This is a genomic window from Paenibacillus sp. Y412MC10, assembly GCF_000024685.1.
GTDB lineage: Bacteria > Bacillota > Bacilli > Paenibacillales > Paenibacillaceae > Paenibacillus_AQ > Paenibacillus_AQ lautus_A.
In genome coordinates this window covers 6502195-6527557 of the sequence record NC_013406.1, presented here as the reverse complement: position 1 = coordinate 6527557, position 25363 = coordinate 6502195, and the positions used below count along the sequence as shown (strand labels likewise).

General features: G+C 42.5%; 19 protein-coding genes. 16 read left to right on the top strand and 3 right to left on the bottom strand.

Annotated elements, in window-relative coordinates; translation table 11 throughout:
• Positions 1-81: 81 nt before the first annotated feature.
• Positions 82-1290: an MFS transporter gene (locus GYMC10_RS28925; RefSeq protein ID WP_015737676.1), complete on the bottom strand. Its 1209-nt coding sequence runs from the start codon at positions 1288-1290 to the stop codon at positions 82-84.
• 527 nt (positions 1291-1817) lie between these two features.
• Here GYMC10_RS28925 and GYMC10_RS28920 point away from each other — a divergent pair.
• A complete protein-coding gene (locus tag GYMC10_RS28920) occupies positions 1818-2915 on the top strand; it encodes a DNA alkylation repair protein (RefSeq protein ID WP_015737675.1) in 1098 nt (365 codons plus the stop codon).
• A 652-nt stretch (positions 2916-3567) separates the two neighbouring features.
• The gene (locus GYMC10_RS28915; protein WP_015737674.1) at positions 3568-6081 is read left to right on the top strand and encodes a U32 family peptidase; all 2514 of its coding nucleotides are present in this window, start codon (positions 3568-3570) and stop codon (positions 6079-6081) included.
• Positions 6082-6137: 56 nt separating this feature from the next.
• Here GYMC10_RS28915 and GYMC10_RS28910 read toward each other — a convergent pair whose 3' ends face one another.
• Positions 6138-7184 carry an acyltransferase family protein gene (locus GYMC10_RS28910; RefSeq protein ID WP_015737673.1) on the bottom strand — a complete coding sequence of 349 codons (1047 nt, stop codon included), beginning with the start codon at positions 7182-7184 and terminating at the stop codon, positions 6138-6140.
• A 512-nt stretch (positions 7185-7696) separates the two neighbouring features.
• On the opposite strand from GYMC10_RS28910, the gene galU reads away from it, so the two are divergent.
• On the top strand, positions 7697-8569 hold the full coding sequence (galU, locus tag GYMC10_RS28900; RefSeq protein WP_015737672.1) for a UTP--glucose-1-phosphate uridylyltransferase GalU: 873 nt from the start codon (positions 7697-7699) through the stop codon (positions 8567-8569).
• Between the two features lie 78 nt (positions 8570-8647).
• Here galU and GYMC10_RS28895 read toward each other — a convergent pair whose 3' ends face one another.
• Positions 8648-11107, bottom strand: a complete 2460-nt coding sequence (locus tag GYMC10_RS28895; RefSeq protein ID WP_015737671.1) for an O-antigen ligase family protein — start codon at positions 11105-11107, stop codon at positions 8648-8650.
• 92 nt (positions 11108-11199) lie between these two features.
• Between GYMC10_RS28895 and GYMC10_RS28890 the strand changes: the two genes are divergently transcribed.
• The 13 genes from GYMC10_RS28890 (at position 11200) to rfbD (ending at position 25244) form a co-directional block, all read left to right on the top strand.
• The gene (locus GYMC10_RS28890; protein ID WP_015737670.1) at positions 11200-11997 is read left to right on the top strand and encodes an ABC transporter permease; all 798 of its coding nucleotides are present in this window, start codon (positions 11200-11202) and stop codon (positions 11995-11997) included.
• Positions 11987-13210 (top strand): ABC transporter ATP-binding protein, encoded by a 1224-nt coding sequence (locus tag GYMC10_RS28885; RefSeq protein WP_015737669.1) that lies wholly within the window; start codon positions 11987-11989, stop codon positions 13208-13210. The genes GYMC10_RS28890 and GYMC10_RS28885 overlap by 11 nt, the downstream gene beginning before the upstream one ends.
• Positions 13200-16520, top strand: coding sequence for a glycosyltransferase (locus GYMC10_RS31655; RefSeq protein ID WP_015737668.1), 3321 nt, complete (start codon positions 13200-13202; stop codon positions 16518-16520). Before GYMC10_RS28885 ends, GYMC10_RS31655 begins: the two co-directional genes overlap by 11 nt.
• An 87-nt stretch (positions 16521-16607) precedes the next feature.
• Positions 16608-18689, top strand: coding sequence for a YfhO family protein (locus GYMC10_RS28875; protein ID WP_015737667.1), 2082 nt, complete (start codon positions 16608-16610; stop codon positions 18687-18689).
• Complete coding sequence (locus GYMC10_RS28870; RefSeq protein ID WP_041622064.1) at positions 18673-19080, top strand: sugar 3,4-ketoisomerase; 408 nt, start codon at positions 18673-18675, stop codon at positions 19078-19080. The genes GYMC10_RS28875 and GYMC10_RS28870 overlap by 17 nt, the downstream gene beginning before the upstream one ends.
• Entirely contained in the window at positions 19077-19643 is a 567-nt protein-coding gene (locus GYMC10_RS28865; protein ID WP_015737665.1) for an acyltransferase, read from the top strand. Before GYMC10_RS28870 ends, GYMC10_RS28865 begins: the two co-directional genes overlap by 4 nt.
• A complete protein-coding gene (locus GYMC10_RS28860) occupies positions 19640-20737 on the top strand; it encodes a DegT/DnrJ/EryC1/StrS family aminotransferase (RefSeq protein ID WP_015737664.1) in 1098 nt (365 codons plus the stop codon). Before GYMC10_RS28865 ends, GYMC10_RS28860 begins: the two co-directional genes overlap by 4 nt.
• Complete coding sequence (locus GYMC10_RS28855; protein WP_015737663.1) at positions 20718-21653, top strand: glycosyltransferase family 2 protein; 936 nt, start codon at positions 20718-20720, stop codon at positions 21651-21653. Before GYMC10_RS28860 ends, GYMC10_RS28855 begins: the two co-directional genes overlap by 20 nt.
• On the top strand, positions 21604-22008 hold the full coding sequence (locus GYMC10_RS28850; RefSeq protein ID WP_315971963.1) for a GtrA family protein: 405 nt from the start codon (positions 21604-21606) through the stop codon (positions 22006-22008). Before GYMC10_RS28855 ends, GYMC10_RS28850 begins: the two co-directional genes overlap by 50 nt.
• Positions 22009-22023: 15 nt before the next feature.
• Positions 22024-22767: a sugar phosphate nucleotidyltransferase gene (locus GYMC10_RS28845; protein ID WP_015737661.1), complete on the top strand. Its 744-nt coding sequence runs from the start codon at positions 22024-22026 to the stop codon at positions 22765-22767.
• A gap of 13 nt (positions 22768-22780) precedes the next feature.
• Positions 22781-23329, top strand: coding sequence for a dTDP-4-dehydrorhamnose 3,5-epimerase (gene rfbC, locus GYMC10_RS28840; RefSeq protein ID WP_015737660.1), 549 nt, complete (start codon positions 22781-22783; stop codon positions 23327-23329).
• 14 nt (positions 23330-23343) lie between these two features.
• Complete coding sequence (gene rfbB, locus GYMC10_RS28835; RefSeq protein ID WP_015737659.1) at positions 23344-24369, top strand: dTDP-glucose 4,6-dehydratase; 1026 nt, start codon at positions 23344-23346, stop codon at positions 24367-24369.
• A complete protein-coding gene (rfbD, locus tag GYMC10_RS28830) occupies positions 24366-25244 on the top strand; it encodes a dTDP-4-dehydrorhamnose reductase (RefSeq protein WP_015737658.1) in 879 nt (292 codons plus the stop codon). The genes rfbB and rfbD overlap by 4 nt, the downstream gene beginning before the upstream one ends.
• Positions 25245-25363: the final 119 nt, after the last annotated feature.

The following is a 25363-nucleotide window of genomic DNA, read 5'->3' as shown; positions in this document are numbered from 1 at the left end:
CGGGGAGAGGGTTTATTGATATCCGTAATGAATTGCGCACGCGTCATATCAAAACTTAACGCGTGCGCATACGGGAGGCATTTATGAAGATAGGGTGCCTTTTTCTACAGGCTGCCCGCGAGACGGCCGCATCGTCCAATACGTAATGGCGGTCGTAATCAGCATTAAGACGCCTGTCATTAAGAAGACCGAGTGAATGTTAAAGATGCCGCTGATCATGCCGCCCGCGAGCGGCCCGGCCATCCCGCCGATTTGGTTGGCGGTTTGGTTGAGGCTGAACGCGCGCCCGCGGAATTCGCTTGGCGTATGTTTGACCACAAGGCCGTTAAGCGCTGGGAACACGGCACAGAAGAACGCGCCGTAAGCAAAGCGGATGGCCGAGAATGCCCAAATGTTGCTGAACAGGATCTGGGCGAGCGATCCGATTCCGCTGGCGAGCAGGCCGATCAGCAGCACCTTTTGGAACCCGATTTTATCGGCCAGGCGTCCCCAGCGGGCCGCAAACAGGATGCTGGCGATCCCGACGATGGAGAACACAAAGCCGGCAATCATCGAGGTATGCGATGAAGAGCCGCCGATCTGAGCGATATACAGCGGCAGGACGGGCTCGATCGTCATGACGGAGAACTGCGTCAGTACCGTAAGCATGAGCACGGTCATCAGCGCCTTGTTGTGTCCGGCGACCTTAAACGTGTTCATGACGGAGACGCGCTCTTTGCTCGGTACGAATTTCTCTTCTTTGACCCAGAATATGACGAGCAGCGTGGCTGCAAAGCACAGCATCCCTGCCAATCCGAATGCCATCCGGTTGCTGAACAGGGAGGCCAGAGTGCCTCCGATCATTGGACCCATGATGCCGCCGGTTGCGGTGGCCGTGGACATCATGGAGAGGGCGTAGCCGACTTTTTTCTCGGGGGTATTGGTGCCTACGATCGCGATCGCGCCCGGAATAAAGCCGGAGAGAAGGCCTTGCAGCAGGCGGAGAATTAGCACTTGATACTCGTTCGTGACGAATGCCATCAGTACATAGATGACAAAGAGCACCAGGCCCGCGCGGATAATCATCGGTTTGCGTCCATATTTATCGCCGACGGCTCCCCAGAAGGGAGAGGACAAGGCGCCCGCAAAAAAAGCGGAACTGAACAGCAGTCCCGACCACAATTCCGTATGCTTGGTAACGCCGAGCTCAATCAGAAAAAGCGGGAGAAATGGTATGACCATCGAGAAGCTTGATGAAACGATAAATGAGCCGAACCATAGTATCCATAAATTCTTTTTCCAACTTTCCATGTCTTCTTCATCTCCTGATGTGCGATTTGTTGTACTCCTTCGAGCTTCGCCTCCTGTCTTTTTAAATAAGTAATGGTGTATGTATTACATGTATCAGAAATAAGAAAGTGTAAGCTTCATGGGCTTACCAACCTTATTTTTGGAAGAAACGCTTCCTTTACATGTGGATCTTTCACTTGAGTAAGTACGTCGATAAACGTATGACTTTGCGGTCTCGATTGGTGTTCAGTCCATCCGTGCATCGGTTGAGGTCCCAACAAGGCAATCCGGCTGCGGATAAAGCAAAACGCCCCCCCAATTTGGTAAACTGGAATCAACCAGACTACCGCACTAAAGCGAAAGGCGTGCAACTTCATCCTACACCACATGTTTTGGATTGGGAAGAGGCGGGGAATGGGGTTAGAGCGGCCGGCGGCTCATTTGGGAATGAGGCGGAACCGCCGGTTTATCGCATAAATAAAGGGCTTTCAGGATTCCATGAGACGTGGATGCAAGATCGTAAAAATTATTTTTTGGGGAGATCTGATATGAGAGAAACGCTGAAGGATCTATATTCGAATACGTTGTTCCAGCAAGTGACCGACCGGCTGAAGGAGGCTTATCCGGCATTCGATGCGGACCGGTTCATGACGCTGATTCATAATGAAGCCTGGGAGCAGGAGGAGTTCAAGCAGCGCATCCGGCATATTACGCTGGCCTTAACGGACACGCTGCCTGCTTCTTACCCGGAAGCCGCCGGGATCCTGAAGCAGGTGGCTCCGCATTTCAGAGGCGTGGAATACGTATTTTTTCCCGACTATGTCGAGGTGAACGGCATGGATGATCTGGAGACGTCGATGGAAGCTTTGGCGGTATTCACGCATTCTTCCACAGCGGAGTTTGCCGTCCGGCCATTTATCATCCGGGACCAGGATCAGATGCTGGCCCAGATGATGGCATGGGCGCAATCCGATGACGAGCATCTGCGCCGATTGGCGAGCGAAGGCTGCAGACCGCGCCTGCCTTGGGCGCCGCAGCTGCCGGCCCTGATCAAGGATCCGCGCCCGGCGCTGCCGATTCTGGAGCAGCTGAAAGAGGACTCCTCCTTGTATGTTAGAAAAAGCGTCGCCAATCACTTGAACGATATCTCCAAGGATCACCCGGAGCTTGTGCTGGAGATCGCCGCCAAATGGTACGGCCGCCATCCGCTAACGGATTGGATCGTACGGCATGCGCTGCGTTCGCTGCTGCGAAAAGGGGATATCCGGGCACTGGCTATTTTCGGATACGAGGAGCTTGAGAAGCTGGAAGGACTGGAAGTGCGCGAGCTGCGCATCAAACGTTCCGTGATTACGATGGGGGACGATTTGGAGTTCGCTTTTCAGGTAGTCAACGAAACCGGCTATCCGATGGCGCTCCGCATCGATTACGAGATCGATTATATGAAGGCAAGCGGCAAGCTTGCGCCGAAACGCTATAAATGCTCGGACAAGATTTATGCGCCGGGATGCTGGAAGGTCGAGAAGAAGCAATCGTTTAAGCCGATCTCCACCCGCCGTTTCTATTCCGGCGATCACCGCCTTCACATCGTTGTGAACGGCAAGCGGTTGGCGAGCATGGATTTTGTGCTGGAGGGCGCGGAGTAAGAGTAGGGGCGTGGTGCAGGACGATGTACTGTGCTGGCAAACCTGGGGGCAGGTCGTAGGTCGTGCACGGACGAACCTGTGGTGAAGGAATCCTGAACCAGATGACGGTACGGGACGATTCCGATCTAAAGTTTTGTACATCGTGTGCACTGCTCCCTGTGCGCACGGTGCGTGGTCGTTGGGGCATTCTTGGATGGCTGTCGACCGATGAGATGTTAAGAAGGCTCTGACTAAAGGATTCGGAGTTTTGGTAATGCATATCCTTGGTAAAGGAAAGGGGAAGAAACCCTATATGCAAAAGAGAGAGATAACAACACAACCCTGCACGGTGATTATGCGCAAGTAATAGCCGCAGAGGATAATGTAAGGGGCAAGCTTTCCGATGGGAGGGCTTGTTTTTGTTTTTGCACAAAAGCCGAGTGCCATGCGGATTATGGCAACACTATCAAATGTGTGGAAATCAAGTTAGCAGGTAGAAGAGAAGCCGGACTTTTGGTACACTAGATAAGTTGAAAAGCTTTCAAAGTATTTACAAACAATTGATATAGATGTCGGATGCCCTGTTCTATGAACGTAGAGTATGGCTAGCAGGTTTCAATGGAAGAATAGTAGTACACAGCACGCCGGCTTGGACCGGTCTGGGAGGATATAGATGGACACGAAAGCATTACGAAGAGAAGACGTGGAGCTGCTGGCGCCGGCAGGGGATTGGGATTGCATGCGGGCCGCGGTGGCGAACGGGGCGGACGCGATCTTTTTTGGGGTCGAAAAATTCAATGCGCGCGCACGGGCGAACAATTTCCGGATGGACGAGCTGTCCGAAATTATGGCCTTTTTGCACAGTTATGGGGTTAAGGGGTTCCTGACCTTCAATATACTCGTGTTCGAGAACGAGCTGGAGGATGCCAAGGAGCTGATCGATGCCTGCGTGGATGCAGGCGTCGACGCAGTGATCGTGCAGGATCTGGGTCTGGTGAAAATGATTCGCGAGATTTCCCCGGATTTCCCGATCCACGGCTCTACGCAGATGACGATTACTTCGCCGGAGGCCGTTGAGTTTACGAAGCCGTTTAACATGGAACGCGTCGTGCTCGGGCGTGAGAACAATCTGAAGCAAATCCAGAAGATCGGGGAGCAAGCGAAGCTGCCGATGGAGGTATTCGTGCATGGTGCGCTATGCGTATCCTACTCGGGCCAATGCCTGACTTCCGAAATGTGGGGCGGCCGGTCCGCCAACCGCGGAGAGTGCGCGCAGGCTTGCCGTCTGCCGTACGATCTGATCGTGGATGGCGAGCAGAAGCCGATGGGCGACGTTGCCTACTTGCTCTCGCCAAAAGATCTGGCCGCGATCGATCTCATGCCGGAGCTGATTGAAGCGGGCGTCACCTCGTTCAAGATCGAGGGCCGTTTGAAGAGCCCGGAATACGTGGCGAACGTCGTGAGCAAGTACCGGAAGGCGATCGACCGGTATTTTGACGGCGAGGATGCAAGACCGAGCAAGGAAGAGGTGCGTGAGCTGCAGCAGAGCTTCTCCCGCGGCTTCACCCATGGTTTCCTGGATGGAACGAACAATAAAAAGCTGGTTGAAGGCACGTTCCCGAAAAGCCGCGGCGTGTATCTCGGCCGGGTGGAGCAGATTCTGCGCGACGGCGTCGTCTGCAAGCTGGATGCACCGCTGAAGCGTGGGGACGGCATCGTGTTTGATGCCGGGGACCCAACGAAAAAAGAAGAAGGCGGACGCGTCTACGACGTGCGCCGCAAAGGCGTCAAGCTTGAGGGCGAGGCGCAGGAAGGCTGGATCGTCGATATCGTTCCCGGCCGGAGCGACGTGGACCTGCGCAAGCTGCATGTCGGCGACCGGATCTGGAAGACCAACGATCCGGCGCTGGATAAGCGCCTCCGTCAGACGTACGAGACGGAGAAGCCGTACCGGGTATTCCCGGTACATGTGCGTGTCAGCGGCCGTCCCGGACAGCCGCTGTCGACCTGGTGGACCGATGAGCAGAAGGGCACGACGGTCCAGGTGGATTCGGAGCTGGAACTGGAGATCGCCCAGAAGCGGCCGCTCAGCCAGGAGATCCTGGAGGAGCAGCTTGGCCGCCTGGGCGGAACGGTGTTCCAGCTCGAGGCACTCGACGTCGACCTGTACGGCGACGTCATCGTGCCGATTCGCGAGCTCAACAGCATCCGCCGCCGTGCGGTGGAGCTGCTCGCCGGCGAGCGGCCGAAGCCGCCCGTGTACGTGAAACGGGCGGTGTCGGTGTATGGCGATGCGGCTGTGCCCGCAGCGCCCGTGGCCCGCGGTGAGGCGAAGCTCACCGCGCTGTGCCGCAGCCTCCCGCAGGTGGAGGCTGCGCTTGCGGCCGGCGTCGAGATGATCTACGCCGACTTCGAGTTCATCAAGCAGTTCCCGGCAGCGGTGGAAGCCGTGCGTGCAGCCGGCAAGCAGATTGCGCTGGCAACGCCGCGCATTCACATGCCGGGCGAGAACGGCTACCACAACAACATCCTGCGCCTCCAGCCGGACGCCGTGCTGGTGCGCAACACCGGTGCGCTGTATTTCTACCTGCGCCACCGGATGGAGAACCCGGGGGCGAAGCATCCCCGGCTGATCGGCGACTTCTCCCTGAACATTGCCAACCACAAGGCGGTTGACCTGTTCGTCGAAGCCGGATGCGACGCCGTCACGCCTTCCTATGACCTGAACATCCAGCAGATGGTGGATCTTCTCGGGAAGGCCGACACGTCCAAGATGGAGATCGTCATCCATCAGCATCTGCCGATGTTCCATACGGAGCACTGCGTGTACTGTACGTTCCTCAGCGAAGGAACGGACTTCACGAACTGTGGACGTCCTTGTGAAGAGAGCCGCGTATCCTTGCAGGACCGGATCGGCATGTCCCACCCGGTACGGGTCGACGAAGGCTGCCGTAACACCGTGTACAATGCTATCGAGCAATCCGGCGCCGAGTACCTGGCTAACTTCATGGAGCTGGGCGTATCCAGCTACCGCGTAGAGTTTCTCGAGGAAACGCCGGAGCAAGTCCACGAGGTCATCGATCTCTACAACCGCGCCTTGCGCGGCGAGATCAGCGGAACCCAAGTGTGGAAGAAGCTGAAGGCGACCAACCAGCTTGGCGTTACGCGGGGGCAGTTGGTGAAGTAAGGAAGCAGCACGCGTATTGCGTTTTTACCGAGATAATATGAAGGAGTGATGCCAAGTTAGGCATCACTCCTTTTTGCGTCGGAACGCTTCGTTTCAACTCGTTCATGGCGGTGCTTGGATCGATAATGGAATAGAAACCCGACGTTCGGCTCGACGATCCACCCGAAGCCGCGTTTGATCCAGGACGAGGATAGCAGCCAGGTTATGACTGCGCCGAGCAGAATCAGCAGCAGCTTGCCTCCCGTGGACCGGAACGCTTCGAACCAGCCCAGATGCTGCATCGTTTTGACGATGAACCCGTGAAGCAAAAAGACGTACATGGTATTCACCCCACGGTCCGTGAAGGGCGTATCCGACCTCGGAATGAGGGAGAGGACGCATAGTCCCATGATGACGGTGAAGGCGTAGGTGATCATACGGTAGAGGCCTGCATACCACGAGTCCAAGCCAAACTCCAGGTAAGGCATCGCCCCGTAGAACCAGTTAGTTGGCAGGATCGGCGATATGACGTACAGCAAGACAAATCCGGCGGAGAGCAGGATGATCGATAGCAGTTGAAATGGCCGGGCCTTGATAATATCCAGCCATTCCCTTTTGAAAACATATCCGATGAGAAAAAAGGGCAGGAAGTACAGTGTGCGCGAAATGCTTGCATAATAGTCGACATCGATCGAGTACCCGAGCATGATGGACATCGCGAAACAGACGACGAGCGGGTATTTGAGCATCAGCAGGTACGGCAGAAGCATTTTCCACAGCATCATGCTGAACAGGAACCACAGGATCCAATTGGGGTAAAAGTACGTGAAGTCGAACCGATCCAAGCCTTGCATGTAGTAGTCGAACAGGGTATAGAGCGTCTCGAATATGAAATACGGCACGACCAGTCCCGACAGCAGGCCGACGTATTGTTTGGGAGATTGAATGCATTTGGCAAAATAACCGACCGCAAAAATAAACAACGGCATATGAAACGAGTAAATGAACTGATAGATCGCTCCCATCGCTGCTTCGCCGTTAAACGGCTCGATGAGATGCCCCACGACCACCAACAGGATCAGTATGAATTTGAGATTATCGAAATAGGCGTCTCTCTCTTTCATCAGCAACCAGCTCCTTTGGCTTTTTGGTCCATCGAAGTTTCGTACTAGTATATCGGAGGGGTCTTGGTCATTTCCATGGATAAAACTGGATTGGGCTATCTAGAGTTATCGGATTCAGCTTGTGAAAGCTGTGCCGGCAACCGATAAAAGACCGAGGGAGTCATTCTGGGCTGCTCGAAATACGACTTAAGATGGGAGAGATATTTAGCAGTACACAAGCGGCTGATGTCCGGCGGACCGCTAATTACCAAGGAGGATATGGCCGATACGGATTCCAGCTTCTCAATAGCGCCTTCTTCACAGACGTTAGGCATGTCCTGTTCCAATAACCAATTTAACGACTGTAGTAACGTTAAACTTGGCGAAGAGAGGGGCAACGCGGCCAAAGCGGCAAAGTCACGTATCATAAGTCGTCTGATTTTGACAAAAACCGATTTTAATCGAAGGTTGGTCAGACTCATGGTACAATGGCATCAATATATTGGGAGATTTACGGGAATGGAGAAGATAGGATGAACATTCGTAAAGCGATCATACCGGCTGCAGGGCTTGGCACGCGGTTCCTGCCGGCTACGAAAGCGATGCCGAAGGAGATGCTACCCATTGTGGACAAGCCGACCATACAATACATTATCGAAGAAGCGGTCGCTTCCGGTATAGAGGACATTATCATTGTAACGGGTAAGGGGAAGCGGGCGATTGAGGACCATTTTGATTCTTCCTTTGAGCTGGAACATAATTTAGCGGAGAAGGGTAAGTGGGGACTTCTCGAAGAAGTGCGTAAACCCTCCAACATGGCGGATATCCACTATATTCGGCAAAAAGAGCCCAAGGGGCTGGGCCATGCCATTTGGTGCGCACGCAAATTCATCGGGGACGAGCCGTTTGCTGTGCTGCTCGGCGATGACATCGTGGAGTCGGAAGTCCCCTGCCTAAAACAGATGATGAAGGTCTACGACACCTACCAATCTACCATTGTGGGCGTTCAGCCCGTCGATTGGAACGAAGTCGATCGTTACGGGATCGTAGACGGATCTCAGAAATCAGACCGGATCTATGAAACATCGCGACTCGTTGAAAAACCTTCTCGAGATGAGGCACCCTCCAATTTGGCCATTATGGGGCGGTATATTTTGCCGCCGGATATCTTCGATTTGCTGGAGAATCAAGAGGTTGGGAAGAACGGAGAAATCCAGCTGACTGATGCGCTTTCCACCTTAGCTCATCGTAGCCCCATCTACGCGTATCACTTTGACGGGATGCGTCATGATGTCGGCGAGAAGTTAGGCTTTATCGAAACGAGCATTCATTATGCATTGCAGCGGGAAGAGTTAAGGGAGGATTTGCTTGCTTATTTGAGTGGGGTTTTGGCGAAGGTGCAGTAGAGTAATCTAATAAGACATAACATATGAAATAAGGGACAGTTGGGTAGAGGTTTTCTACCACGAACTGTCCCTTTTTAATTAGAATTGTAGATCAGCAAGCTGTTGAACATTTTGCTTCGCATTCGGATCAACTTGAGTTAGTTTCCCCATAAGGGCATCATCGCTTAAGTTTTGCTTTTGCAATGCTGCCAGATACCAACGAACAATTTCTTGTTGGGTTGTTTGCGAGAGATCTTCTTGTATGCCAAGCTTAAGTGCTTCCGCTGCTTGCTCCGGCTGATTCATCATGAAGTACATTTTGCCTGCATGGAGAATCATGTCGGGCGTGTTTTCGAAAGGATTACCTTGGAATTGCCCTTCCGGTAATGTAGCTAAATGCTTAATACCTTCTTGAACTTTAACAAAGGCCTCAGTTGCAAAATTAAAGTACTTCTCTTTTCCGGCAGTATCCCCTTCTCCTAAGGCTTTCATTCCCAGGTCATACCCTTTATTGATGATCTGCTCATACCAATTAATGTCCCATTTAAATTTATAGGCATTATTGATAAGAATTTCATAAGCTTGTTCAGGCTGTTTGTTCATTTCATAACTCTTTACTAATTGATTCAGCATAGATTTGTTATGAGGCTCATCTTCAAGAACTTGATTTAAGAGATTAGTAGATAGTCGGAAAAAGCCTTCATCCTGACTCTGTTGGTAAAGAGATTGATACAATGAGTTTAATAGAAGGACGGATTCCGGGTGGCTAGGTCGAATGCTGAGATCTTTGTCCAGTGGTGCTTTAATCTCTTCAAACGATGTACTGACCTGGACAATTTTTCGAGCCTCCAAACCAGCTTCAGCAGCCTGCACATAACGTATTGAAGTAATTAGTATAATAATAGAGGCAAGGCCTACAACAGCAGAGTAGATATTTCTTGCTGTCGAATCTTGCATATTCCACTTTTTGATTGGTTTGCTATCCATTACGGATGCCATGCCACCGAGTCCAAGGAACACAAGGATTCCCATGAATACATAACTCATGTTAAAGTCCAAAATACTGTGAATCAAAATTGACAGTACTAAGATGAGATATAGGAAATGATTGTTGCGTCCCTCATCATCAGCTCGAATATACCCCCGGACGTATTTATAGAAGACATACGCAATGAATGACATAAATATTAGAAATCCAATAAGACCAACCTCTATTAAGTACTGAAGGAAAAAGTTATGGGCCTGAGTACTTGTATAGGGGTTGTTCTGATACTGCTCATACAGTGAAGCCCAAGCGCCGCCACCAGCACCGATGATAGGGTAGTCTGCCAGCACTTTCATGGCATCCTTGTAGAATGTGAACCGTTCAAGGACACTATGTTGGTTGAAATTAATGTTTTCGAGCCGGACGCTGATATTTTGTGGCAATACATTTTTGAGATTGGTGCCGATGAATAGGAAGATCAGCAAGCCACCCAAAACTAAGGAACTGATGGGAATCCACATGTTGGAGGCCTTTTTAGCGGACCAATTGCTTAATGCTTTCTCCAGTTTTGGAGCAATGAAACTTTGAATGACCCATCCAAGAAGTCCTACAATAGCGGACGTGCCGAGCAAAATGCCCCAGCCCTTAAGGGCGCCACCGCTGTTGAAGGTTTCATTCAGATCCAACCCTAACTCTGTTACCGGTTTGGAAATGATCAGCGAAGCTACACCGGCTATACCACAATAAAGAATCCACAATAATTGTTTAGCCGGCTTCAGGAATAGGAGTAACAGAACAAACACAACAGGTAACAGCACAAGACCGCTCCGAGATAACGTTAGAAGCAACGATACAATAATGGGTACCAGCATGAAGCTATGAAAGGCTTGTCCATACCATTTTCTGGATGTTGTAGCAAAAAAGACTGCTGCGAACAAGAAAGCCATAAGAAAAGCTGCATAAGTATTTGCGTACTGGAATACTGAAGTCAGACGAAGACCATTAGAATCAGTCATTACAGCATGAGTATATGTACCGTTTAACACCGTGTTAGAAAACCATTTTACAATAGCTCCTGCTGTCTTGCCTTGGCCAAACCAATGGAGTAGACCGAAACCAACAATAAGATATGCGATAGCCATGATGGTACTTTGAATGATTCGGTTTCCTAACTTGTCACGAAGTACGTACAATCCAATGATGAACATCATGGCATAAATGCAATTTATGACGACCATATTCATGGCAAGACTATGAGAAACTGCACTGATGAGTGAGAGAATGTAAGTTAGAGGTAGTAAAAGCACACCCACAGCAAGCCAATCTCTTTCATCCTTGAGTTGGATGCTTTTATAGTACTGTGCAATCCAAAGGAATAATAATAGTGTTGCTAGTATAGCAGCCCAAAAAATCGGTTTTTCAAATTGTAACTCTTGACCGTTAAATAGAGCCGTTTGAAAAGGCGTCCAAAACAGAAACAAGATAATTCCTGATATTAACACCCAAAACAAAGCTGGTCTCTTTCCTTCTATCCTCGACTCAGCGGCTTTTTTACCGTATACTGGATTCGACAACGTAATTAGCTCCTTTTCTTGTAGATACGACAATATTTTAGCATAATAATTATTCTAATACACATTTAACAGATTTAATTTATGGAGGAATCATGAGAAATCCTATCACTTATTTTATGGATAAGAAAGATTTAATAATGGAACTAACTAAACGAGATTTATTGCTTAGATATAAAGGATCCTATCTCGGAGTGGTGTGGTCTATTTTGAACCCTTTATTTATGTTAGTCATTTATACCTATTTCTTCAGCTTTGTTCTCCAGTCTCGTTGGGGGCAACAAGGAACGAGTACACTTGACTTTGCACTAATATTATTCTGCGGTATTTCTACGTTTAATTTTTTTTCTGAGATTGTCACCAAGTCTCCTTCTTTGATCTTAAGTAATGTGAATTATGTAAAAAAGGTAGTTTTCCCTTTAGAGGTACTCCCAGTCGTCTCTCTTTTTTCTGCATTTGTTCAACTAATAATTAGCTTAGTTATTCTTATGATTGGAAATTTAATCATAAATGGGGTAATTTATTGGACTGTTGTCTTCCTGCCGCTTGTCCTTTTACCTCTTGTGTTGCTATCGTTGGGCATTGCTTGGTTTCTTTCTTCTGTAGGTGTCTTTTTTAGAGATATTCAACATATTTTAGTGGTCGTAGTCCAAGCACTTATGTTTCTGAGTCCAATATTCTATCCTATCAGTATAATTCCTGAAACATTAAGGCCGATTTATTACATTAATCCTATAGGTTATGTTGTCGAAGATATGCGTAATATCTTAATTTGGGGATCTACTCCTAATTGGACATGGTGCTTAGTGGGGACATTGGTAGGTCTGATTATATTTATGTTGGGTATTGCTTGGTTTAGAAAAACTAAAGGAGCGTTTGCAGATGTTCTTTGATAACGCAATTGAACTTTCAAATATAAACAAATGTTATAGAATTTATAATAGGCCACAAGATCGGATTATCCAGAGTTTCTCGAAAAACAAAAAAAAATATGATGAATTCTGGGCGCTGAGAGATGTGTCTTTCAAGGTAAAGAGAGGCACCACTATAGGTATAATCGGTAAGAATGGTTCGGGAAAAAGCACAATACTCCAAATTATAGCAGGAACACTTAACCCAACATCCGGAGAAAAAACGATAAACGGTAGAATAGCTGCTTTACTAGAACTGGGGAGTGGCTTTAATCCGGAATTTACAGGAAGAGATAATGTTATTATGCAAGGTACAATTATGGGATTAACAAAAAAACAAATCCTTGATCAAATGGAATCAATCGAAAAATTTGCAGGGATAGGTGAATTCATTGAACAACCAATTAAAACTTACTCATCAGGAATGTTGGTTAGGTTGGCTTTTGCCTGTGCAGTGCATGTAGACCCTGACATTTTAATTGTTGATGAGGCATTAGCTGTAGGCGATATGCAATTTCAACTAAAATGTATTGAGAAAATGAAATCATTTAAAGAACAGGGGAAAACGATACTGTTTGTTAGTCATGATTCATATTCGATTAGGAATTTTTGTGATGAGGTAATTTGGATGATGGATGGTCAAGTTCATGCGCGAGGTGATGTGAATACTGTAATTGAACAGTATGAAGACTTCGTAAAATATGGACTTGAAAAAGTAGAAGAGTCTAATGAAAAAGTAGAAGCAATTGAAAGGAAAGAGCATCTTTCCATCGATCAAGTTGTTTTTCTTGATAAGACAGGTACAGTTAACTCGAAGTTTAAAATGGGTGGGAATATATTTGTTGAAGTAACATACACAATCCACAAACCAATTGATGGTCTTGTAGGCGGTGTTGCAATTTTCGATAATCAGGGCACTTACATTTGCGGACTAAACACTAAGATTGATGAAAAAGCTTTAGAAGGAAGTTGTGGAACCTATAAATTAATTCTTGAGTATAAGGAATTAAACTTGTTACCGGGTACGTACCTAGTTGATGTAGGCTTTTTTGAGAGTTCAGCTCTTATTAGATATGACTATAAAAGTCGTGTGAATTCATTTTGGGTTGAACATCCGGAGTATGTTGCGGAAGGTTTAGTTTTGCTAGATCATAATTGGCAAAGTAAGGTGGTAGCAATCAGCAATGAAGTATAAATATAACATTGATATGTCGAGTGACAATTCTCTTTCATTAATATTGAGACAAGTTAAGCCTGGATCACGTATTCTAGAGTTTGGACCTGCACTTGGATATATGACCCAGTATCTCAAAGAGGAACTTGGATGCATCGTATATTGTGTGGAGATAGATCCTGATGCAGCTTCTATCGCTTCTCAGTTTTGCGATAAAATGATTGTGGCAGATTTGGATGAACTAGAACATTGGGGTTCTCAGTTAGGAGAACAGCAATTTGACTTTCTTATATTTGCGGATGTGCTAGAACATTTAAGGGATCCATGGAATGTATTGACATACTCCAAAAAATTTCTTGATGAAGAGGGGAAGGTCTTAACATCTATTCCCAATATAGGACATAATGCTGTAATCATGAAACTGCTCCTTGGTGAATTTGATTATACCAATTTAGGGCTGTTAGATAACACCCATATCCGTTTTTTTACAAGAAAAAGCGTACACAGCCTTATGGAACGTGCGGGATTAGAGATTGTTGATTCTTACGAGTCAGTTCTAAAACCTGAAGAAACAGAGTTAAGGCAACGATATAGTGATTTTCCTATTAGTTTGCAAAAATATCTTCAAAGGAAATCTGATAGCGATGTGTATCAATTTATTAACGTATCCAGGAAAAAGATTGTCAATTCCAAGGAAGTAAATAATTATGTGAACGAAGTAAATCCGTACCATCAAGCATCGCTGAAATTTACACCCGATTTTCAAGGCGAAACAGAAGTAGTATCTTTGCCTAGTAATGGTGGCTATACCGAATTTAGTTTTACTCTCTCGGGATCAGAAACAGATCAATTGAGTATCCTTATAGAGTGCATTGCACCGGCGTTTTTAGAAATAACTAAGCTTGAATTACTGGATGAGAACGATAATCCTATATTAAATTGGATGAGTCCAGCTAATACAGACTTATTACTTAAATTTAGCGAAGGTACAATTAAGCTGCCAAGTATGCAAACACAGAGATTTCTGATTATGGATGAGTCTACCCAGTTCATTTGTGATTTTCTAGATATTAAAATGATAAAGGGTATATTTAAAATCACACTTTGTTTGTCTGAAGATATTCCAACATCAATTGCCGGGGAAGTAAACTGCATTATGGAAGAGGTTGCATCGCAGAAGAGTGAAATTACATCGTTAAAAGAAATACATCAAAATGAAATCGCCTCGTTAAAAGAAACACATCAACTTAAGGAAAAAGAGTTAAGTGAGATAATCGTCCGAAATAGAAGTCTAATTAATGAATTAACTGTCACAAAGGAAGTCTTGCTGAATGAAAAAAATGAACTAGCGGAAAAAGTGAACGAAGTCGAAGAAGTTAATGAAATTTTGGTTGAAGCTAATCGGGAAGGGAATATATTAGTCAATCAACTATTGAACTCCACGTCTTGGAAGTTCACCAAACCTTTAAGAGTAATTAATGAATATAATAAAGCTCTTTATAGAAAGTCGAATAGTGCAATTAAAAGTATCATAAAACCAGTGATAGTAAAAGCAGAGAATTCAAAAACAATAAGAAAGGCTCATGGGAAATTTTTCAACGTCATGAGAAGAACACCTGAACCATTTAGATCACAATTTAAGAAAACATATTATAAAATGCTCTCCCTTAAAACAAAAATAAAATATAAACCTGAGGCAAATTTAGTTACACAAGTTAATACAAGTGAAAAAAATGAGTATCCTTTAGTATCAATTATTATTCCCGTCTATAATAATGTCGAATACTTAGCTTCTTGCATTGACTCAGCAATCAATCAAACGTATCGACATATTGAAGTTGTTATTGTGGATGATTGCTCACCAGATCCAAAAGTAAGCTCGATATTAAACACCTACAAAAATAATAAGAAGGTTAGATTATTTAAGAATGAATATAATCAAGGCATTTCAAAGACACAAAATATCTGTATGGCAAAATCAGAAGGGAGCATTATAGCTTTTTTGGACTGTGATGATATTTTGGAGTTGAATGCTATCGAGAAGTGCTTAGAGTATTGGGAACCTGGAACTAAATATTCCTTCACAAATAGAATTCATATTAATGAGGATTCGGAGGAAATTGGAAGGTTTTCTTGTGACCACTTACCGAAAGATAATATATTCGAAGATCATTTGGATGTTAGAATGTATGCGTCACACTTCAAAATGATTAGTAGGGATGTGTTTCTAAAAGTAGGGGTTTTTAATTCGGAATATGATGGTGCACAAGATTATGACATGGTACTGAGAGTAGCGTTTCATTATCCGAACTCCGCATTTGTTCATGTACCAGAATTCCTATATAAACATCGTATCCATACCAATCAAAAATCAATAAAATCTAACGATAAGCAGAAAAATATGTCTATCGTCATCTCCGATCAAGCAAAACTGCGTCGGTCAATTAGAGATGGTGTTTTTCATAAATTAATATCATTTATAATAATCTCTTTTGGTAAAGAAGATCAGACTTTACAATGTATCCAATCTATTAAGAATACAGTCAAGATTCCACATGAGATTATTCTATTCGAAAATGGCTCTTCCGAATCATGCGTTTCATTTATAAAAGAACATATCGAGGGCATACCGGGCGTAAAAGTTATATACAATTCATCAAATTTAGGCCCAGCTGGCGGAAGAAAAGAAGCGATGAAATATGCAACACCAAATTCATACTATATCTCCCTTGATAACGACATAGAAGTTACTGAAGGTTGGCTTGAGGAATTGTTAGTTCGTGCTGAAGAATCAGATGATATAGGCTCGGTAACTTGTAGAGTGACATTTCCAAGTGATGTACTACAATTTACAGGCGGATATGAAGAAATATCAGGAAATAGAGTTCAATTCAAGTTGTACAATATTAACAAATCAGTGTATGACCTCTCAACATTAGAGAGATATGATACAGATTGGAATCCGGTAGGGGCAACATTGTTCAAGGGGTGGTTCCCAGAGGTTGAAGGTTACCCAAATGTCTATGAAGATTCTGCAATTTCATACTTATTGCGGAATTCAGGGAAGCGACTTGTTAATTCTCCAAACTCCCTATTAATTCATCATCATATAATGTTTGACGAGGAGAGGAATAAAAAGGAACAAGAGTATATCCGATTTAGATATAATCCTCAATTAATGTTGAGATCATTGGCGCAATTTTATTTTGATTATAAATTAATCATTGATGATGATTATATTTATTCTAGCAACAATATTGATATCAGTAAATTATCCGATCAAGAAGTAATTGAAACTTTTGAAAAACTTGAGATATTAATAACTCAATAAAGTGGCAAATTGTATTAATTGCTTTGATTAGTTAAATCGAGCAAAGTCATTCCGCTTTTTATTTTTAATTGAAACGAGAGATAAAACTTGAGAAAATTTATTACCCATGTAAAAGAAAAGTCTGTGCTTTATAGTTTTACCTTCATGGTACTAATTTTACTATTAACTTATTTTCAGATATTAACGGGTAAGTTGTGGCTGAAGTGGGATGTGTACGATGCTGCATTCCCATTATCAGTTGCAATTTCTGATGCGTTAATCAAGGGTGAGTTACCACTTTGGGAGCCATTTTCTTTTAGAGGTGTTCCATTATCTCATTTAATAGGGGTATCAGTCTGGTCTCCATTGACTATTATTCTAGGTTTATTTGGATTTACTCAGTATTTAATGCAAATACAATATTTAATATTGATTCTGCTAGCTGCTATTTTTATGTATATATCCATATATCATTCATTTAAAAATCCCTGGATAGCTATGGTGGCTGGTGTCGCATATGCAACTTGTGGCCAGTTTGTAAGTAATGCAGAGCATTTAACGTTTTTGTTTCCTATGGTTGTATTCCCACTACTACATTTTGCTTACAAAAGATGGGTAAAAGAGTATAAATATAGATGGAGCATCTTAATAGGTGTTTGTTTTGGAATGTTGATTTTGAATAATTACCCACCTTTCTTATTTATTAGTGCTGTTTTTATACTATTTGAATACTTATTTGAAATCAGAGTTTTCTTTAAGAGTGATAATAAGCGAACTGTTTTATTTGAACACACTAAACATCTCCTAGTTGCTCTAACAATTTCATGTTTAACCGGTTTCGTAAGTATTACTACAACTTTAGAGATAATTTCTCAGATAACAAGAGGTGAATTATCTTGGGAACTGGCAACAGACTCCTCATTAAATCATTGGTATTGGTTTGGATTAATAACCCCAATGCTAACACAGGTTATTCACTCTTCAAGATTAGATATTGATTTATCTATGAATAATGTCTATATCGCATTGCCGATTATATTGCTTGCACTAGCAAGGGTTCCAAAAAGAAAAAAAGAGATCGCTATGGTTGTAATTATACTTATTGCAGTATTAACGGTTATGGGTAAATATGGGTTTATTTACAGGGTGTTCTATGAAACTATTCCTAGCATAGACTCTTTTAAGTTCCCAGCAGGGTTCCGTTTTATTTTCTTTTACTACGTAACTTTCTATGCAAGTTATAATTTGCATAAATTTGTAGAGGGAAATAATCCAGAGTTTTTAAAGCGGCTAAGGACACTTATTAAGTGGGTAGCCATTATGGTCAGCTTTACTTTAGGTTCTTTGGTGATTATTAGCGTTTTTAAGATTAACACCGTAAATATCCCAAGGTACTCTGTAATGGAGTTAATAGGAAGTCTGTTAGTTTTATTAATTCTATTCAATTTTTTATCAACAAATAGAAGAACAAATTTGCTGCTTTTCTGTTCAAGTATAATCATCTTTAGTTTTTTAGGGGTGTTACGGAATGCAGAATTTACAATCGGTACTCCTGTACGTCCTCTATCATTCCAACAAGAAGTAAATTCCAAATATAATACTGATGCACTCAATATTAAAAATATTTTTACAGAGCCTGATGTAAATGTTTTAGGTTATGGGATATTTAAAAGTGAATTTCAAACCGGAGGTTACATTGGGAGTTTTGAGTTAAACAAATTCAAGGAGGCTTACGAAGCAGGTAAAGAGCCTGAGCCAGGTGATCCGTTGTTATTTGCTGTTAATGAAGGTAGTGTTTCAACTAAAACTGATGGCATATTAACGGTAAATAGTGGAGGGGCATTAGTACCTGAACTCATTAAATATTCTCCGAATAAATTTAGTGTTGAAATAGAATTGGATAAACCAAGTTATGTCATATTGGAACAATCAATTTTCAAAGGGTGGACGGCCTATGTAAATAATAGACAAACTCCTATTTATGAAATTGATGGTGGCGTAATGGGAATTAAGGTTGATTCCGGAGTAAATATTATTGTATTTGAGTTTAAACCAAGATTAACAATTATAGCCGCATGGGTAACTTTCCTAACATGGATATTGTTGGCCATCTTTGGTAGTGTGCTTTTTATAAAAAAAAGAAGTAGAAAGGAAGGAGGAATACGTGAATATTATGGAAAAAAGAAGTAGTGAGCTAATAAATATTAATGAACTGGGCGATCGTAGAGGGCTTTTAACCGTAATCGAGGAGCATAAAACAATTCCCTTTGAGATAAAGCGAGTTTTCTATATCTATGGAACTTTACCTGAAGTCCGTAGGGGTTATCATGCTCACTATAAGACAAGACAAGCTCTAATATGTGTATCTGGTAGTTGTAGGGTTCATTTAGATAATGTAAAAAGAAAAACGGATGTTTTGTTGGATTCCCCAACTAAAGTCCTGATTTTAGAACCAAATGATTGGCATGAGATGTATGATTTTTCTCCAGACAGTGTATTACTTGTACTTTCATCGCATCTATATGATCCTGAAGATTATATTCGTGATTACAATAAGTTTATTGAGGTGTACGGAGCATGAGCAACTTTTTCACACACCCACAGGCTATAGTTGAGACTTCAAATATTGGAGAGAACACTAGGGTATGGGCGTTTGCTCATGTGCTCCCTGGGGCGGTTATTGGATCTAATTGTAATATTAATGATCATACATTTATCGAGAACGATGTTGTTATTGGTAACAATGTTACAGTTAAATCGGGTGTTTATATTTGGGATGGTCTAAGGATAAAAGATAATGTGTTTATTGGACCGAACGTAACCTTTACCAATGATTTAAGACCAAGATCGAAACAATATCCATTGGAATTTTTGAAGACTAGTGTCGATGAATGGGCTTCGATTGGTGCTAATTCCACAATTATTGCTGGTGTTTCTATTGGCAGTTATGCGATGATTGGAGCAGGCTCATTGGTTTCGAAGGATATCCCTAATAACACCCTCTGGTATGGGAATCCAGCCAGATTTAAAGCATATATCTGTAACTGCGGTGAAAAACTAAATGATCGTTTGGAATGTGTATCATGTGACAAAAAATACCAATTCACCGATGATAAGACTTTACAGGAAAAGGTGAGTAAATGATTCCGTTTCTTGATTTGAAAAAAATTAACCTAAGGCATGAAGAAGCAATTATTGAGGGAATGAGAAAGGTGCTACATTCCGGATGGTACATTCTCGGTAAAGAAGTAGAGCAATTCGAATATGAATTTGCAGAGTATTGTGGAACAGAATATGCTTTAGGAGTCGCAAATGGATTAGATGCACTTGAGTTAATCATAAGAGCATATAATATTGGAGAAGGCGATGAAGTTATAGTACCTTCAAATACGTATATTGCGACCATACTATCTATTTCAGCAAATGGGGCAACCCCTATTCTAGTAGAACCCGACCTTCTAACGTATAATATAGATCCCAAAAAAATAGAGGCGAGTATTACACATAGAACGAAGGCTATATTAGTTGTTCATTTATATGGTCAGACATGTAATATGGATCCAATTACTATGATTGCAGAAAAATACAACTTAAAAATTATTGAGGACTGCGCTCAATCCCACGGAGCCATCTATAAAAATAAAAGAGTGGGGAATCTAGGGGATGCGGCAGCCTTTAGTTTTTACCCAGGCAAGAATTTGGGTGCTCTTGGTGATGCTGGAGCTATCACCACTAATGATGCTACTTTATATAACAATTTAAAAGCTTTGAGAAATTATGGTTCACACAAAAAGTATGAAAATATATATAAAGGTTACAATAGTAGACTTGATGAATTTCAGGCCCCAATATTACGTGAGAAACTTAAATTCCTTGATTCCGACAATGAATACAGAGCTGGAATTGCTCAATATTATCTAGAAAATATCAAAAATGAAGATATAATTCTCCCTGTTATTGAAAATGGCGATCCATCACATGTATGGCATGTGTTTGTTATAAGAACACTTTATCGTAACGAGTTTATTGAGCATATGCTTGATAATGGTGTGCAAACAATGATCCATTATCCGATTCCTCCTCATAAGCAGGAGGCCTATAAAGAATGGAACGATAGAAGTTATCCGATATCAGAAAAGATACATTCGGAAGTAGTTAGCCTCCCTATTAGTCCTGTTATGGATCATACCGACGTTTTGCGTGTTGTGGAGGTAGTAAATGAATTCAGAACGTGTTAAGTTTTCAATTGTCGTCCCTATTTATTTTAATGAGCCGAACATTCCTCACACTATTCCGAGATTGCAGCGTTTAGAGCAAGTAATACCTAACTGTGACTTTGAGTATGTATTTGTTGACGATGGATCTAAGGATAAATCTTTACAGCTTCTAATTGAAGCACGGGAAAAAGATCAAAGAATTAAAGTAATAAAATTAAGTAAAAATTTTGGGTCCATGTCAGCGATTCAAGCAGGTTTGAAGTATGCGACCGGTGATTGCGTAGGTATTATTGCTGCTGATTTACAAGACCCTCCAGAGCTATTTGAGAAAATGCTAGAGTATTGGAAATCGGGTAAAAAAGTTGTACTCGGAACTAGGTCTGACCGTGAAGAGTCAATATCACAAAAAATATTTTCCAATACTTATTACTATTTATTGAGGAAATTTGCTCTAAAAGGATACCCGGAAGGTGGTTTTGACTTTTTATTGGTCGACCGCCAGGTTGTTAATGAAATCCTAGAAATCCGGGAGAAGAACACAAACATCATGAGTCTTATTTATTGGTTGGGCCATGAAAGAGAGTATATTCCTTACGTTAGACAGGAACGTAAGTTAGGAAAGTCCCGATGGACACTTTCAAAGAAGATTAAATTGTTTATCGATTCGTTTGTTAGTTTTTCATATACTCCTATTAGATTCATGTCATTGATTGGAGTTTTGACTGCGGTTTTGAGTTTTATTTATGGTGTATTTGTTGTTGTAAGTACTTTATTCGGGATCATAGAGCTTCAAGGTTGGACTACCATTATATCTCTTATTACCTTTTTGCTTGGTATCATTATGATTATGCTCGGAATAATAGGAGAATACCTTTGGAGGATTCTAGATGAAAGTAGAGACAGGCCATCCTATGTGGTTGACGAAACTTTTGAATAAAGAGTTTTTAAAGTTTATTGTCAGTGGCGCAGTTAATACAGTAGTTACATATTTGCTGTATTTACTTCTATATTTGTTTATGAACTACTCTTTTTCGTATACAATTTCATATGTTATCGGTATATTTTTATCTTATTATTTAAATACCATTTTTGTGTTTAAGGAGAAACTGAAACTCAAGAAATTCATAAAGTTTCCTGTTGTGTACTTAATTCAATATTTAATTAATATGGCCTTGATGTTTGTGTTAGTTGAACAATTACATGTTTCACCCGTTGTTGTTCCAATACTTATCATAGTTTGCACTATTCCGATTACTTTCTTAATCTCAAAGATTATTATTAAAGGAAAATGAAAGGGCGTTTTTAGGATGAAAGGCATAATACTAGCAGGTGGGACAGGCTCCAGGTTGTATCCATTAACTAAAGTAACAAATAAGCATTTGCTCCCGGTTGGGAAATACCCCATGATTTTCCATGCCATTCATAAGTTGAAAGAAGCAAAGATTACGGATATTTTAGTTGTTACAGGTAAAGATCATATGGGAGATGTAGTTAACCTTCTAGGAAGCGGGCGTGATATGGGGGTTAGCTTTACATATAAAGTTCAGGATGAAGCAGGGGGGATTGCCCAGGCTTTAGATTTAGCTGAGCAGTTTGTAGGTGACGATAAGATGCTTGTTATATTAGGAGACAATGTGTTTGGGGACAATATTTCGCCATTTGTTGAAAAGTTCATTGAACAAGATCATGGGGCTAAATTGTTACTTCAAAGAGTTGAAGACCCTCAACGTTTCGGAGTTGCGGAATTAGCTGGAGATAAAATTATCTCCATTGAGGAAAAGCCTAGTGAGCCTAAAAGCAATTATGCCGTTACAGGAATTTATATGTTTGATCATCATGTATTTGATATCGTCAAAACGTTAAAGCCATCTAACCGCGGGGAATTGGAAATAACAGACGTGAATAATGCATATATTAAAAAAGGGCAGCTCACCTTTGATATCCTTGAAGGATGGTGGACAGATGCGGGAACCCACGCTTCCTTGTCTCGAGCTAATGAGTTAGCAAAGGATCTTACATTCGGAGAGGAAATGGGGAAATTAAAATTGTAAGGAGAACGATAGAATGAAAGTTACTCCACTGAAGTTACTAGGTGCTTCACTTATTGAACCTATTGTGCATAATGATAACCGTGGTTTTTTTATGGAAAGTTATAACCAGCATTTGTTTGAACAAAATCAACTAGACTGCTCTTTTATACAGGATAATCAGTCTCTGTCTAAAGATGCTGGAGTTGTAAGAGGTCTTCATTATCAATTAAATCCTAAAGCGCAGACGAAATTGATTCGAGTACTTTCAGGAGCCATTTATGATGTAATTGTAGATATTAGGAAAAACTCAGCAACTTATGGACAATGGATAGGTGTAATTTTGAGCGAACATAATCATCGTCAACTTCTGGTTCCTAAGGGTTTTGCACATGGGTTTTGTACGTTAGTTCCCGATACTGAAGTTTTATATAAAGTAGACGACTATTATTCTCCTGAACATGACAGAGGAATTCTTTGGAATGATCCAGAATTGGCGATTGACTGGCCAATGTCAAACCCGATATTATCTGAAAAAGACCAAAATCATCCTTTATTAAAGAATGCAGAGCTTAACTTCGAATAGGAGGATCACCAAGCGTGAAACTACTTGTTACTGGCGGCGCCGGATTTATAGGAAGCAATTTTGTTATATACATGTTACAACAATACCCCAAATATGAGATCGTCAACATGGATGCCTTAACTTATGCAGGGAATTTAGAGAACCTCAAATCCGTTGAAAATAACGCTAACTATACGTTTATTAATGCGGACATCGCGAATAAAGAAGCGGTTGAACAAATTTTTGAACAGCATCAGATTGAAGTTGTGGTTAACTTTGCTGCTGAGTCTCATGTGGACCGAAGCATTTTAGAGCCGGAAGTATTTGTGAACACTAATGTGCTTGGAACTCAGGTTTTGTTGGATGCGGCCAAGAAACATAACGTAACGAAGTTTGTACAAGTATCAACCGATGAGGTTTATGGGTCACTGGGTGAAACGGGACTTTTTACTGAGGAGACGCCTCTAGCTCCTAACAGCCCGTATTCCGCTAGTAAAGCAGGAGGAGATCTGCTGGTTAGAGCTTATCACGAGACCTTTGGACTCCCGGTCAATATTACCCGCTGTTCTAACAACTACGGCCCTCTTCAATTTCCAGAGAAGCTAATCCCGCTTATGATCTCCCGTGCGCTTAATGATGAAGCGCTACCTGTCTACGGCGATGGGTTGAATATCCGGGATTGGTTGTACGTTGAAGATCATTGTAGTGCTATTGACTTGGTTATTCACAAAGGCGTTAGCGGTGAGGTGTATAACATCGGTGGGAATAATGAACGCACCAATGTTCATATCGTTCAAAAGATACTTCAGGAGCTCGGGAAGCCGGAGTCTCTGATTTCTTATGTAGATGATCGCCCAGGACATGATCGTCGTTATGGAATTGATCCAACGAAAATAATGAATGAACTTGGTTGGAAACCGAAACATAATTTCGAAACGGGTATCAAAGAAACGATTCAGTGGTATCTGGATAACAAAGAATGGTGGCAACGTATTCAGTCAGGTGTTTACAGGGAATATGTAACTAAGCAATACGGAAAGCGTTTGGGTGGTCATTCATGAAGGTGCTTGTAACCGGGGCGCAAGGACAGCTTGGGAAGGATGTAGTAAGTATTTTTAAAGGCTCCAAACATGATGTACTCGGGTGCGGTAGAAATGAACTGGATATTAATAATCTTGAACAGTGTCACAAAATAATTAAGGAATACCAACCGGATTGTATTATTCATTGTGCTGCCTATACTGCAGTCGATGCAGCTGAGTCGGACAGTGACCAAGCCTATCAAATTAATGCAATCGGAACTCGAAACCTTGCCATAGCTGCAGAATCAGTTGGCTCCAAGCTGATTTATATTAGTAGCGATTATGTATTTAATGGTCGAAGTGATTATCCTTATGTGGAATATGATCGAACCGATCCTCAAAGTGTGTACGGGAAGTCCAAGCTCGCAGGTGAAATCCTCACTCAAACACTTTGCTCGAAATGGTTTATTGTTCGAACCTCGTGGGCTTTTGGCTTAAATGGAAACAACTTTGTGAAAACCATGCTACGTCTGGGTCAAGAAAGAACGTCATTGCAGGTTGTTAATGATCAGAAGGGATCGCCTACTTTTACAATTGATCTCGCTTCATTCTTGCTAGAGCTTGCCGATACAGAGAAGTATGGAGTTTACCATGCTTCTAATCAAGGTGAATGCACATGGTATGAGTTTACACAGGCAATTTTTCAAGAGGCCCGTAAAGAACTTGGTTTGCCTATAAAAGCCGAACTTTCGCCATGTACAACTGATCAGTTCCCTCGTGCTGCTCCAAGACCAGCGAACTCTGTACTGGAGCATATGTCCATTCGAACGAATGGATTTGCTGACTTACCTCACTGGCAAGATGCCTTGAAACGATTTATTGCGAAAATGAAGGATGACCCTAAACTATACTGAAATCGAGCACAAGAAGAACGTCAAGGAGTCTGGTCATAAGATCGGACTTCTTTTATTTAAACTTATTGATATTCCTTATTTCCCTACGAACTATGCTATAATGTCGATAGATTACTATA

Excerpts from the sequence above, each read along its gene's own strand:
- GYMC10_RS28865 (WP_015737665.1), top strand. The coding sequence starts at position 19,077 with ATGAGCAACTTTTTCACACACCCACAGGCTATAGTTGAGACTTCAAAT.
- GYMC10_RS28855 (WP_015737663.1), top strand. The coding sequence starts at position 20,718 with ATGAATTCAGAACGTGTTAAGTTTTCAATTGTCGTCCCTATTTATTTT.
- GYMC10_RS28920 (WP_015737675.1), top strand. The coding sequence starts at position 1,818 with ATGAGAGAAACGCTGAAGGATCTATATTCGAATACGTTGTTCCAGCAA.
- rfbC (WP_015737660.1), top strand. The coding sequence starts at position 22,781 with ATGAAAGTTACTCCACTGAAGTTACTAGGTGCTTCACTTATTGAACCT.
- GYMC10_RS28870 (WP_041622064.1), top strand. The coding sequence starts at position 18,673 with ATGGAAAAAAGAAGTAGTGAGCTAATAAATATTAATGAACTGGGCGAT.
- GYMC10_RS31655 (WP_015737668.1), top strand. The coding sequence starts at position 13,200 with ATGAAGTATAAATATAACATTGATATGTCGAGTGACAATTCTCTTTCA.
- galU (WP_015737672.1), top strand. The coding sequence starts at position 7,697 with ATGAACATTCGTAAAGCGATCATACCGGCTGCAGGGCTTGGCACGCGG.
- GYMC10_RS28885 (WP_015737669.1), top strand. The coding sequence starts at position 11,987 with ATGTTCTTTGATAACGCAATTGAACTTTCAAATATAAACAAATGTTAT.
- GYMC10_RS28925 (WP_015737676.1), bottom strand. The coding sequence starts at position 1,290 with ATGGAAAGTTGGAAAAAGAATTTATGGATACTATGGTTCGGCTCATTT.
- GYMC10_RS28910 (WP_015737673.1), bottom strand. The coding sequence starts at position 7,184 with ATGAAAGAGAGAGACGCCTATTTCGATAATCTCAAATTCATACTGATC.
- GYMC10_RS28850 (WP_315971963.1), top strand. The coding sequence starts at position 21,604 with ATGAAAGTAGAGACAGGCCATCCTATGTGGTTGACGAAACTTTTGAAT.
- GYMC10_RS28890 (WP_015737670.1), top strand. The coding sequence starts at position 11,200 with ATGAGAAATCCTATCACTTATTTTATGGATAAGAAAGATTTAATAATG.
- GYMC10_RS28915 (WP_015737674.1), top strand. The coding sequence starts at position 3,568 with ATGGACACGAAAGCATTACGAAGAGAAGACGTGGAGCTGCTGGCGCCG.
- GYMC10_RS28860 (WP_015737664.1), top strand. The coding sequence starts at position 19,640 with ATGATTCCGTTTCTTGATTTGAAAAAAATTAACCTAAGGCATGAAGAA.
- GYMC10_RS28845 (WP_015737661.1), top strand. The coding sequence starts at position 22,024 with ATGAAAGGCATAATACTAGCAGGTGGGACAGGCTCCAGGTTGTATCCA.
- rfbD (WP_015737658.1), top strand. The coding sequence starts at position 24,366 with ATGAAGGTGCTTGTAACCGGGGCGCAAGGACAGCTTGGGAAGGATGTA.